The sequence below is a fragment of the Citrobacter sp. MGH104 genome, assembly GCF_001034485.1.
GTDB lineage: Bacteria > Pseudomonadota > Gammaproteobacteria > Enterobacterales > Enterobacteriaceae > Citrobacter > Citrobacter freundii.
The window spans coordinates 191,945-203,819 of the sequence record NZ_KQ089819.1; the positions used below are offsets into that span (position 1 = coordinate 191,945).

Genomic DNA, 11,875 nt, shown 5'->3' on the forward strand with positions numbered 1-11,875 from the left:
CTTTTCAGTTGTTTTCAGTGATATACCCAGTTAACTGTAGGCTAACTGACTGAGTTGCAGGGAAAATACAGAACACTCCTAATAGCCTGCCCTGGTCACGGGCTTACTGCGAATCGTCATTTGACTGGTTTGCGCCAGCGTCAGACCTCGCGTTTCCGGGGCGAAAGCGATGGACACAAGCAGGCCAATCAGCGAAATTCCTGCGCCCATCAGCATGACATTGCTGATACCGTATTTGGTGATGAATACCGGCAGCGCCCAGGTTGAAACAATAGTACCGATGCGGCTTAAGGACATAATCACTCCGACGGCAGACGCGCGAATGTCGGTAGGGAACAGTTCGTTTGGGTATAGCCACTGCAGGTTTCCCGGTCCCCCCGAGAAAAACGCGTACACGGCAAACGCCAGCACCACCAGCCACGCCCCCATATCAGGGATTAGCCCCAGTACAGCCAGCGCCAGCGTCATCATAATAAAACTGCCAATCAACAGCGGTCGGCGACCCGCGCTATTGAGCCAGAACATGGGCGGAATGCACCCCAGCATAAAGCACAGGCTTATCACCACATTGCCCAACGCGGCGCTTTTCCCGGCACCAAGCCCCAACAGTCCAACAATCTGCGGACCAAAGGTATAAATGGCGAACATCGGGATCACCTGACAGGTCCAGATAGCGGCAACAAACAGGACAAACGGGAAATGACGGCGGTTAAACAGCTGGAGAAAACGCGTCTCCTGCGGCGCCTCTTCGTCGAACACCACCGGTTCGCCGAACAGTTTGATCATCATCGCTTCACACTCTTTCACCCGACCTTTACGCAGTAGCCAGCGCGGCGATTCAGGAAGATCGAAGCGCCCAATCAGGATCAAAATACAGGGGATCACCGCGCTGCCCAGCATCCAGCGCCACCCTCCCTCAACATCATACAGCCAGTAACCGACCAGATCGGCACAGGTGGCGCCGACATACCACATCGCGGCGATAAAACCGATGGAGAAAGCGCGCTGGCGGGTATTGGAGAACTCGGTAATCATCGAGGTAGCAATCGGATAATCGGCACCAATCACAATGCCGATCAGCACGCGCATCACCAACAGCTCAACGGGCGAGGAAACAAACATAGTTGCTGCCGATATCACGCCAATGGCGATAATATCGATGATGAACATTTTGCGCCGCCCGATCTTATCGGAAATGTAGCCAAACAGCGACGTCCCCACAAACAGACCAGCGAGCGTGCCGGCGCCCAGCAGACCAATCCACTGTGCGTCCAGTTTCAATGCTGGCGTGAGCTGTTCCAGCGCCACGCCAATCATCACCAGCACATAACCATCCAGAAATGGCCCACCGCTTCCCCACAGCATTATCCGGCGGTGAATAGAGGTAAATTTGATGTCATCAAAGTTCCTGGGCTGCTGCATAGCGACTTCCTGTTTCAACACGGGCAAAGCGTCATCTATAGGCCGGATAAGGCGTTTACGCCCCCATCCGGCACTGGCGTCACATGATTGCCGGATGGCGACGCTAGCGCGTCTTATCCGGCCTACGGGTGCACAACCTCGTACTTATTAACCGTAGCGAAACTCCACGCCAAATGTCCCACGCGGGTATTCCCACTTTTCCAGCGCTGTATCGAGTCCGAGAATGCGGCACGTTCCGCACTCCAGACATCCGGCATAATCAAACCGTACGCTGCCGTCGTCCTGCTTTTTATACAGCCCCGCTGGACAGGCCTTAATCAGCACTTCCAGCGCCTGTTTATCAGGATCGGTTTTGAGAATGATATGTGGGCTGTCTTCATCGACATTGAACTTATTGACGCCCAGTTTGACGTCCACATTGACGGGAGATGTCATAATACGGTCACTCCTTTCAGGCCATCTTTCATCAGGTTGATGAAGCCCACTTTCTTCGCATGGCGCAGGATTTTTTTACGCATTGGCACTGGGGCGGAACCATCTACGGTGAACAGGTCGCGTGCGATACTGACCGCCATTTCGGGATAGGCGGTAAACATGCGCGGGTTATCAAGAAAAGCAGGAAGCTTCTGGTACATACGCATATCGCGCATCGGGCCATCGTCCAGATGCTGACGGTATTCACCCAGCGACTGCTTGCTAAAGTCGTCGCGCTTCATCGCTGAAAGCACCGTTTTCGCCGCCGCTTCGCCTGCGGAAATGGCGAGATCCATACCGCGAATGGTAAAGCCGAGGTTCATACACATTCCGGCAGCGTCACCGGCAATCAGCACACCGTCCCCCACCAGTTCTGGCTGCATATTCATACCGGCTTCAGGTACGACGTGCGCGGCATATTCCACCAGCTTGCCACCGGCGATCAGTGGGGCAACCGCCGGATGCTGTTTGAAATCTTCCAGCATTTGCGGGACCGATTTTTTCGCGTCTTTCAGGTGATGAAGGCCGCAGACCAGCCCCAGAGAAAGGGTCGTTTCATTCGTATAGAGAAAGCCACCACCCATCAATCCATCAGTTGGCGAACCGGCAAACAGGCAGGCTGCACCTTCGTTCCCCTGTAACTGGAAACGATCTTCAATTACCGATTTTGGCAGTTCGATCAGCTCTTTTACGCCGACGGCAACATGCGATGCCTCGACGCGCTTTGCCATACCCAGCTTTTCAGCCAGCAGAGAATTCACCCCGTCGGCGAGGATCACCACTTTGGCTTCCAGAATATCGCCGTCGGCTTCCACGCCCACGACTTTACCCTCGCGCTGCACAACGTTATCCACACGAATACCGGTGATGAGCTGGGCGCCCGCCTCCTCGGCCTGCTCCATCAGCCAGGCGTCAAATTTGCTACGTAAGACGGAATAAGAAACCTGCGACGATGCGGCCTCTTCACCATTGCAATAGTCGATGGTCATCGCCCCTTTGTCGGTCATAAAGGCGAGCTTTTCGTGGGTGATTATGCGTTCAATGGGGGCCTGCTCAGCAAAACCGGGAATGATGCGCTCCAGGCTATGCGCATACATGCGCCCACCGGTGACATTCTTCGCGCCAGCAGAATTGCCGCGCTCGATAACCAGCACCTGTGCACCTTCCCGAGCCAGCACCAGCGCCGCAACCGAACCAGCCAGACCTGCACCCACGATGATGGCATCAAAGATATCTTCGGACATACGTACTCCTGTCAGCGGCAGGATACCTTCGCATCCTGCCCGAATGGTTTAACGCGCTAAGGCAGCCGTCAGCGCAGGCAGGATCTTCAGCGCATCGCCAACAATGCCATAATCTGCATACTGGAAAATCGGCGCATTTTTGTCTTTGTTGATGGCGAAAATCGTCTGTGCGCCGTTGGCGCCGACCATATGTTGGATCTGCCCGGAGATCCCCACAGCCAGATACAGTTCAGGCTTAAGCATCAGGTTGGAGATGCCGACGTAGCGTTCATGCTCCATCCACTTCTCGTTTTCCGCCACCGGACGGGAACAGGCCAACTCAGCGCCAATCGTTTGGCACAGCGCTTCTGCCAGCGAGATATTTTCTTTGCTACCAATACCGCGTCCCACGCTGACCACCAGACGGGCTTTGTCGAGATCGACGCTGTTGCTCTGACGCGCCTGAGTTGCCGTACGGGTCACGACAATGGCCGGAGCCTGCCACTGGACGGTGTGCACCTCACCGCTGCGAGCGGTATCCGGTTGCTGCGCGTCAAACGTTCCGCTACTGAGAGTGATCACGGCAAACGGTGAAGCGATTGTTTCTGCTCCCATCGCCAGGCCGCCGTAGACCATATGTTTGACCGCCGCTTTTCCATCCTGCACCGCGACTGCGCTGGCGTCATTTGAGACTGCAGCCGACAAGCGAAAGCCCAGCTTTGCCGCTAACAGCTTGCCCCGACGTGTATTCGGCAGCAGCACCGCGCCGCCCTCGCTGCGCTGACGAATGGTCTGAGCCATCACATCGGCGTAGTCTTCAACCATACGGTCTTCTGGTTTGCCGCTGAGCAGCCAGACATGATCCGCGCCTAAATGACATGCCGTTGCGCTGTCCGCATCGCTGAGCACAAACGTGTTAACTTTTTCACCTAAAGCCTGCGCACCATTCATCAGTTCCGGCAGACGAGAAGGGGTATCGCTGAATACCCAGATACTGGAAAATTTGTTCATAACATCCCCTGATAATTAAATGATTTTGCGAAGATTCTCGACAAACGCGGCAATCTGTTCTTCACCGTCACCTTCAATTACAACGCGCTGACGCTCGCGCTGTTTCGGCGCAGCAACCTGTTGTGCGGAATACGCCTGCACGCTGTTCAGCCCAATGTCTGCAGGTGACCAAACCTGAACCGGTTTTTTCGCCGCGCCAAGAATGGCTTTCATGGAAGGGATTTGAGGGGTGTTGATGTCAGTAGAGACCGCGATAACCGCCGGAAGCGGGATACTCAGGGTTTCAACTTCATCTTCCAGTTCACGCTCTACCGTCAGAGTGTTGTCGGTAAGAGAGAGGATTTTGCTCACGCCGTTTATCGCCGGCACGTCCAGCATTTCGCCCACCAGCAGACCAACCTGCTGAGCATAAAGATCGGAAGAACCGTCGCCGCAAATAAGCAGATCAAAACCGGATTTTTGCACGGCGGCAGCCAGCGCAGTGGCAGTTTGTTGCGGCAGCGCCTGTTCAAATTGATCGTCAATGACAACAATCAGTTCATCAGGGCCACGGGAAAGCACATCTTTGCGCCCTTTTGCATTGGTCAGCGCTTTGCCTCCGACGCTCATGGCCACAACCTGAGCCTCTCCCAACTGCTGTTTTAACTGGCAAGCCGCTTCGATCGCATTCAGATCATATTGGCTGATTTTGCCATCTGCTTTGCTGAAATCGAGTGTTCCATCAGCATTATTAATCGCAATATCCTGCTCATCAGGTACGCATTTGTAGCAAGTAATTATCTTCATTGCATCTCCAGAAATCATGAAGGAAACGTATTTATATCGGCGGTGTTAAATACAGATATCACGCTCTTTAATTCGGAAATAAAACCTTAATCACCAATATTGAAAATGTCACACATTGAAACTCGTAACTTTCAATAGTGTTACATGCCTCACCAATATTGAAAGAATCACGTCAAATATGAAAATTTTCAATATTGTCTGCGGGTTCAACAATATTGAACGCCAGTCACTTAAAAAAGTTAAAAAATCAATATCAAAATCATGATTAATAAGGAAATTCTTTAGATTTCCAGACAAAATAACCAGCATAAAAAAGTGTGACACAGATAACAGAATAGCCGGAAATGAATACCCATTATGAGTTACTCACTGAGGCGCCCCAGAGGTTAAAAAGTCATCAACAAATCATTAATAATAAATAAACAAACGATCACATACGGGCACGCTAAATAAATTTCGTTTTCACACTGGAATTCACTTATGAAAAATGAAAAGAGAAAGTCGGGAATTGAACCGAAGGTTTTTTTTCCGCCATTAATAATTGTTGGGATACTTTGTTGGCTAACAGTAAGAGATCTTGATGCCGCTAACGTCGTTATTAATGCGGTATTCAGTTATGTCACCAACGTCTGGGGTTGGGCATTCGAATGGTATATGGTCGTCATGCTCTTCGGATGGTTCTGGTTAGTCTTTGGCCCGTATGCCAAAAAGAAATTAGGCGACGAAAAACCCGAGTTTAGTACCGCCAGCTGGATTTTTATGATGTTCGCCTCCTGTACATCCGCCGCGGTGCTGTTCTGGGGTTCCATCGAGATCTACTACTATATCTCTACCCCGCCGTTCGCTTTGGAGCCCAATTCCACGGGTGCGAAAGAGATCGGTCTGGCGTACAGCCTGTTCCACTGGGGGCCGTTGCCGTGGGCAACCTACAGCTTCCTTTCCGTGGCCTTCGCCTATTTCTTCTTTGTGCGCAAGATGGACGTCATCCGTCCCAGCTCCACGCTGGTACCGTTAGTGGGCGAAAAGCATGCGAAAGGGCTGTTCGGCACCATCGTTGATAACTTCTACCTGGTGGCACTGATCTTCGCGATGGGTACCAGCCTCGGTCTGGCGACGCCGCTGGTAACTGAGTGTATGCAATGGCTGTTCGGTATTCCGCATACGCTGCAATTAGATGCCATCATCATTACCTGCTGGATCATTCTGAACGCCATTTGCGTAGCCTGTGGCCTGCAAAAAGGAGTCAGAATCGCCAGCGACGTGCGTAGCTACCTGAGCTTCCTGATGCTGGGCTGGGTGTTTATCGTCAGCGGCGCCAGCTTCATCATGAACTACTTCACCGACTCGGTCGGCATGCTGCTGATGTATCTGCCGCGCATGTTGTTCTATACCGATGCCATCGGCAAAGGCGGATTCCCGCAGGGCTGGACTGTTTTCTACTGGGCGTGGTGGGTCATTTACGCCATCCAGATGAGTATCTTCCTGGCGCGTATTTCTCGTGGTCGTACCGTACGTGAACTGTGCTTTGGGATGGTGCTGGGCCTGACCGCTTCCACCTGGATCCTGTGGACAGTCCTTGGCAGCAACACGCTGCTGCTGATGGATAAAAACATTCTCAACATCCCGCAGCTGATTGAACAACACGGCGTGGCGCGCGCCATTATCGAAACCTGGGCCGCCTTGCCATTCAGCACCGCCACCATGTGGGGCTTCTTTATCCTCTGCTTTATTGCCACCGTCACGCTAATTAACGCCTGCTCCTACACCCTGGCGATGTCCACCTGTCGCGAAGTTCGCGATGGTGAAGAACCGCCGCTGTTGGTGCGTATCGGTTGGTCCGTTCTGGTCGGCGTCATCGGCATCGTTCTGCTGGCGCTGGGTGGGCTGAAGCCCATTCAGACCGCAATTATCGCCGGAGGATGTCCGCTGTTCTTCGTCAACATCATGGTGACGCTGTCCTTTATTAAAGACGCCAAAGTGCACTGGAAAGACAAGTAATTCTTATTAACCCAATTGATCAAGAGGCTGAAAGATGGATTTCAACTTAAATGACGAGCAGGAACTGTTTGTCGCCGGTATTCGTGAACTGATGGCCAGTGAGAACTGGGAAGCTTATTTTGCCGAGTGCGATCGCGACAGCGTCTACCCTGAGCGTTTTGTAAAAGCACTGGCGGATATGGGCATCGATAGCCTGTTGATCCCGGAAGAACACGGCGGGCTGGAAGCCGGTTTTGTCACCGTTGCCGCCGTCTGGATGGAACTCGGACGTCTTGGCGCACCAACCTATGTGCTGTACCAGTTACCGGGGGGTTTTAACACCTTCCTGCGTGAAGGGACTCAGGAACAAATCGATAAAATCATGGCGTTCCAGGGGACCGGTAAGCAGATGTGGAACTCGGCGATCACAGAACCGGGAGCGGGATCGGATGTTGGCAGTCTGAAAACCACTTATACACGCAAAAATGGTAAGGTTTATCTTAATGGCAGTAAGTGCTTTATCACCAGTAGCGCCTATACCCCGTACATCGTAGTGATGGCGAGAGATGGTGCATCGCCGGATAAACCTGTTTATACCGAGTGGTTTGTTGACATGAGCAAGGCGGGTATCAAGGTCAACAAACTGGAGAAACTCGGTCTGCGCATGGATAGCTGCTGTGAAATCACCTTTGATGACGTTGAACTGGACGAGAAAGACATGTTCGGTCGGGAAGGTAATGGCTTCAACCGCGTGAAAGAAGAGTTTGACCATGAACGCTTCCTCGTCGCACTGACCAACTACGGTACGGCAATGTGCGCTTTTGAAGACGCAGCGCGTTATGCCAACCAACGCGTACAGTTTGGCGAAACGATCGGCCGTTTCCAACTGATTCAGGAGAAGTTCGCGCACATGGCGATCAAACTGAACTCCATGAAAAACATGCTGCTGGAAGCCGCATGGAAAGCGGATAACGGCACTATTACCTCGGGCGACGCGGCCATGTGCAAATACTTCTGCGCCAACGCGGCATTTGAGGTGGTAGACACCGCCATGCAGGTGCTGGGTGGCGTGGGTATCGCGGGTAACCATCGCATCACGCGCTTCTGGCGTGACCTGCGCGTTGACCGTGTTTCTGGTGGTTCTGACGAAATGCAGATCCTGACGTTGGGTCGTGCGGTATTGAAGCAATACCGTTGATTCGTTCGTTTCGTAGGCCGGATAAGGTGTTTACGCCACCATCCGGCAATATGCCCGGTGGCGCTGCGCTTACCGGGCCTACAAAAAAATGCCAGGAGAAAAATGATGAATCATTTACCAATGCCATCCTTCGGCCCGCTTTCCGGGGTACGCGTTGTCTTTTCAGGGATCGAAATTGCCGGTCCGTTCGCCGGACAGATGTTCGCCGAATGGGGTGCTGAGGTTATCTGGATTGAAAACGTCGCATGGGCCGATACCATCCGCGTGCAACCTAACTATCCGCAGCTATCACGCCGTAATCTGCATGCCCTGTCGCTGAATATTTTCAAAGATGAAGGCCGGGAAGCATTTCTGAAGCTGATGGAAACCACCGATATTTTCATTGAAGCCAGTAAAGGCCCGGCCTTTGCCCGCCGCGGTATTACCGATGAAGTGCTGTGGGAACATAACCCGAAACTGGTTATCGCCCACCTTTCCGGCTTCGGCCAGTTTGGTACCGAGGAGTACACCAATCTTCCGGCGTATAACACCATCGCACAGGCGTTCAGTGGCTATCTGATCCAAAACGGTGACGTGGATCAGCCAATGCCAGCCTTTCCGTACACCGCCGATTACTTCTCCGGGATGACCGCGACGACAGCGGCGCTGGCGGCTCTGCACAAAGTCCGCGAAACGGGTAAAGGTGAAAGCATCGATATCGCCATGTACGAGGTGATGCTGCGCATGGGTCAGTATTTCATGATGGATTACTTCAACGGCGGCGAAATTTGCCCACGCATGACCAAAGGCAAAGACCCGTATTACGCTGGCTGCGGCCTGTATAAATGCGCCGATGGCTATATCGTCATGGAGCTGGTCGGCATCACGCAAATCAACGAGTGCTTCAAAGATATTGGCCTCGCCCACATTCTTGGCACACCGGAAGTACCGGAAGGCACCCAGCTTATCCATCGCGTGGAATGCCCTTACGGCCCGCTCGTGGAAGAGAAACTGGACGCGTGGCTGGCAACACACACCATCGCCGAAGTCCAGGCGCGTTTTGCTGAGCTGAATATCGCCTGCGCGAAGGTGCTGACCATTCCGGAACTGGAAGGCAACCCGCAGTACGTTGCCCGTGAATCCATTACTCAGTGGCAAACAATGGATGGCCGCACCTGCAAAGGGCCAAACATCATGCCGAAATTTAAAAACAACCCGGGGAAAATCTGGCGTGGCATGCCGTCACATGGCATGGATACTGCCGCCATTCTGAAAAAAATTGGTTATAGCGAAGCAGACATAAATGAGCTGGTCGGCAAAGGCCTGGCCAGAGTTGAGGAATAAACGCGACGCGCTGACCCGCGAGTGGGTTAGCGCTCACGCCTGATTTCAGTGGATAAAGCAATATGGATATCGTTGGCGGACAAAACTTACGTCAGATGTGGGACGACCTGGCCGGGGTGTACGGAGATAAAACGGCGTTAATTTTCGAATCCTGCGAAGGAGTCGTTCGGCAGTTTAGCTATGCCTCGCTCAATGAAGAGATTAACCGCACGGCAAACCTGTTCCATTCCTTAGGGATCCGCAAGGGCGATAAGGTCGCATTGCATCTGGATAACTGTCCGGAATTCATTTTTTGCTGGTTTGGGCTGGCAAAAATTGGCGCCATTATGGTACCGATTAATGCCCGCTTACTGGGCGAAGAAAGTGCCTGGATCCTGCAAAACAGCCAGGTAAGCCTGCTGGTCACCAGCGCCCAGTTTTATCCTATGTACCGCCAGATACGGCTGGAAAATACCACACCGCTTAATCATATCTGTCTGATTGGCGAACAGCTTCCGGTTGACGACGGCGTGAGCCACTTTACCCAACTGCAATCCCGCCAGTCGACTACGCTGTGTTATACGCCCGCGTTATCCACTGACGATACGGCGGAAATTCTGTTTACCTCAGGCACCACTTCACGGCCTAAAGGGGTGGTGATTACCCACTACAACTTGCGTTTTGCAGGCTACTACACTTCCTGGCAAATCGCTCTGCGCGATGATGACGTCTACATGACGGTGATGCCCGCTTTTCATATCGACTGTCAGTGTACCGCCGCAATGCCCGCATTCTCCGCTGGCAGCACCTTTGTGCTGCTAGAGAAGTACAGTGCCAGGGCGTTCTGGAATCAGGTGCATAGATATAAGGCGACGGTTACCGAATGCATTCCGATGATGATCAGAACGCTGATGGTACAACCTGCCGCGCCAACCGACAGACAGCATCACCTGCGCGAAGTAATGTTCTATCTCAATTTATCCGCACAGGAAAAAGACGCCTTTACCGAACGCTTTGGCGTCAGGCTGCTGACCTCCTACGGTATGACTGAAACCATCGTCGGTATTATCGGCGACCGTCCCGGTGACAAACGACGCTGGCCCTCCATTGGCCGCGTGGGATTTAGCTATGAAGCCGAAATCCGTGACGATCACAACCGTCCCCTGCCCGCCGGAGAAATTGGCGAAATCTGTATTAAAGGCGTGCCGGGCAAAACAATCTTCAAAGAGTACTATGCCCAGCCGGAGGCTACCGCCAAAGCGCTGGAACCTGAAGGCTGGTTACATACCGGAGATTCGGGCTATCAGGATGCGGATGGCTATTTTTATTTCGTCGACAGACGCTGCAACATGATTAAACGCGGCGGAGAAAATGTCTCCTGCGTCGAGCTGGAAAATATTATTTCTGCGCATCCGAAAATTCAGGACATTGTGGTTGTCGGTATTAAAGATTCAATCCGTGATGAAGCCATTAAAGCGTTTATCGTCCTTAATGAAGGTGAAACATTAAGCGAAGCCGAGTTCTTCAGCTTCTGCGAAAACAATATGGCGAAATTCAAGGTTCCCTCGTTTATGGAGATAAGAACCGACCTGCCGCGCAATTGTTCAGGAAAAATAATCAAAAAAAATCTGAAATAACCCTCCCGGTAGGAATTCCTCCTGCCGGGAAATCTATTTATCTGGAGATGAACTATGAGTGAATCATTACATCTGACCCGTAACGGCCCGATTCTGGAAATTACCCTCGACCGGCCTAAAGCCAATGCCATTGATGCCAAAACCAGCTTTGCCATGGGTGAAGCGTTTCTTAATTTTCGTGATGACCCGGAATTACGCGTAGCGATAATCACCGGCGGCGGTGAGAAATTCTTTTCTGCGGGCTGGGACTTAAAAGCGGCAGCTGAAGGTGAAGCGCCGGATGCCGATTTTGGCCCAGGCGGCTTTGCCGGTTTAACCGAAATTTTCGACCTCAATAAACCGGTCATCGCTGCGGTAAACGGCTATGCGTTTGGCGGTGGTTTTGAATTGGCGCTGGCGGCGGATTTTATCGTCTGCGCGGAAAATGCCAGCTTCGCGCTACCGGAAGCCAAGCTCGGGATCGTGCCTGACAGCGGCGGCGTTCTGCGTCTGCCGAAGCTACTGCCACCGGCTATCGTCAACGAAATGATGATGACCGGCAGACGAATGAGTGCCGAAGAAGCGCTGCGTTGGGGTATCGTCAACCGCGTTGTCAGCCAGAGCGAACTGATGGATAGCGCGCGCGAACTGGCGCAGCAGCTGGTGAATAGCGCCCCGCTGGCGATCGCCGCGCTGAAAGAGATTTATCGTGCGACCAGCGAAATGCCGGTAGAAGAAGGCTACCGCTACATCCGCAGCGGCGTGCTGAAGCACTATCCGTCAGTGCTGCACTCCGAAGATGCGCTTGAAGGACCGCAGGCGTTTGCAGAAAAACGCGATCCGGAGTGGAAAGGACGCTGATAACC

Annotated in this window: 10 protein-coding genes; 5 read left to right on the plus strand and 5 right to left on the minus strand. The window is 52.7% G+C overall.

The window, feature by feature from the left end; all coding sequences use genetic code 11:
• Nucleotides 1-78: 78 nt before the first annotated feature.
• From SK34_RS19265 to SK34_RS19285, 5 genes are all read right to left on the minus strand, one after another.
• Nucleotides 79-1,422 (minus strand): MFS transporter, encoded by a 1,344-nt coding sequence (locus tag SK34_RS19265; protein ID WP_048233920.1) that lies wholly within the window; start codon nucleotides 1,420-1,422, stop codon nucleotides 79-81.
• A 147-nt stretch (nucleotides 1,423-1,569) separates the two neighbouring features.
• Nucleotides 1,570-1,857: a ferredoxin-like protein FixX gene (gene fixX / locus SK34_RS19270; protein WP_000203736.1), complete on the minus strand. Its 288-nt coding sequence runs from the start codon at nucleotides 1,855-1,857 to the stop codon at nucleotides 1,570-1,572.
• Nucleotides 1,854-3,140 carry an FAD-dependent oxidoreductase gene (locus tag SK34_RS19275; protein ID WP_003018887.1) on the minus strand — a complete coding sequence of 429 codons (1,287 nt, stop codon included), beginning with the start codon at nucleotides 3,138-3,140 and terminating at the stop codon, nucleotides 1,854-1,856. The genes fixX and SK34_RS19275 overlap by 4 nt, the downstream gene beginning before the upstream one ends.
• Nucleotides 3,141-3,188: 48 nt before the next feature.
• Nucleotides 3,189-4,130 (minus strand): electron transfer flavoprotein subunit alpha/FixB family protein, encoded by a 942-nt coding sequence (locus tag SK34_RS19280; protein WP_048233922.1) that lies wholly within the window; start codon nucleotides 4,128-4,130, stop codon nucleotides 3,189-3,191.
• Nucleotides 4,131-4,145: 15 nt separating this feature from the next.
• Complete coding sequence (locus SK34_RS19285; protein ID WP_048233923.1) at nucleotides 4,146-4,916, minus strand: electron transfer flavoprotein FixA; 771 nt, start codon at nucleotides 4,914-4,916, stop codon at nucleotides 4,146-4,148.
• Between the two features lie 480 nt (nucleotides 4,917-5,396).
• Here SK34_RS19285 and caiT point away from each other — a divergent pair, with 480 nt between their 5' ends.
• The 5 genes from caiT to caiD all read left to right on the plus strand — a co-directional run bounded on the left by caiT (nucleotide 5,397) and on the right by caiD (nucleotide 11,870).
• Nucleotides 5,397-6,914 (plus strand): L-carnitine/gamma-butyrobetaine antiporter, encoded by a 1,518-nt coding sequence (gene caiT, locus SK34_RS19290; RefSeq protein ID WP_003018896.1) that lies wholly within the window; start codon nucleotides 5,397-5,399, stop codon nucleotides 6,912-6,914.
• Nucleotides 6,915-6,948: 34 nt separating this feature from the next.
• A complete protein-coding gene (gene caiA, locus SK34_RS19295) occupies nucleotides 6,949-8,091 on the plus strand; it encodes a crotonobetainyl-CoA dehydrogenase (RefSeq protein WP_003018898.1) in 1,143 nt (380 codons plus the stop codon).
• 105 nt (nucleotides 8,092-8,196) lie between these two features.
• Nucleotides 8,197-9,414 (plus strand): L-carnitine CoA-transferase, encoded by a 1,218-nt coding sequence (gene caiB, locus SK34_RS19300; RefSeq protein WP_048233925.1) that lies wholly within the window; start codon nucleotides 8,197-8,199, stop codon nucleotides 9,412-9,414.
• Nucleotides 9,415-9,476: 62 nt separating this feature from the next.
• The gene (caiC, locus tag SK34_RS19305) at nucleotides 9,477-11,030 is read left to right on the plus strand and encodes a crotonobetaine/carnitine-CoA ligase (protein WP_003845685.1); all 1,554 of its coding nucleotides are present in this window, start codon (nucleotides 9,477-9,479) and stop codon (nucleotides 11,028-11,030) included.
• Nucleotides 11,031-11,084: 54 nt separating this feature from the next.
• Nucleotides 11,085-11,870 carry a crotonobetainyl-CoA hydratase gene (gene caiD / locus SK34_RS19310; protein ID WP_048233926.1) on the plus strand — a complete coding sequence of 262 codons (786 nt, stop codon included), beginning with the start codon at nucleotides 11,085-11,087 and terminating at the stop codon, nucleotides 11,868-11,870.
• Nucleotides 11,871-11,875: the final 5 nt, after the last annotated feature.

Coding starts and splice junctions, on each gene's coding strand:
- caiT (WP_003018896.1), top strand. CDS start 5,397: ATGAAAAATGAAAAGAGAAAGTCGGGAATTGAACCGAAGGTTTTTTTT.
- caiD (WP_048233926.1), top strand. CDS start 11,085: ATGAGTGAATCATTACATCTGACCCGTAACGGCCCGATTCTGGAAATT.
- caiB (WP_048233925.1), top strand. CDS start 8,197: ATGAATCATTTACCAATGCCATCCTTCGGCCCGCTTTCCGGGGTACGC.
- SK34_RS19275 (WP_003018887.1), bottom strand. CDS start 3,140: ATGTCCGAAGATATCTTTGATGCCATCATCGTGGGTGCAGGTCTGGCT.
- fixX (WP_000203736.1), bottom strand. CDS start 1,857: ATGACATCTCCCGTCAATGTGGACGTCAAACTGGGCGTCAATAAGTTC.
- caiA (WP_003018898.1), top strand. CDS start 6,949: ATGGATTTCAACTTAAATGACGAGCAGGAACTGTTTGTCGCCGGTATT.
- SK34_RS19285 (WP_048233923.1), bottom strand. CDS start 4,916: ATGAAGATAATTACTTGCTACAAATGCGTACCTGATGAGCAGGATATT.
- SK34_RS19280 (WP_048233922.1), bottom strand. CDS start 4,130: ATGAACAAATTTTCCAGTATCTGGGTATTCAGCGATACCCCTTCTCGT.
- caiC (WP_003845685.1), top strand. CDS start 9,477: ATGGATATCGTTGGCGGACAAAACTTACGTCAGATGTGGGACGACCTG.
- SK34_RS19265 (WP_048233920.1), bottom strand. CDS start 1,422: ATGCAGCAGCCCAGGAACTTTGATGACATCAAATTTACCTCTATTCAC.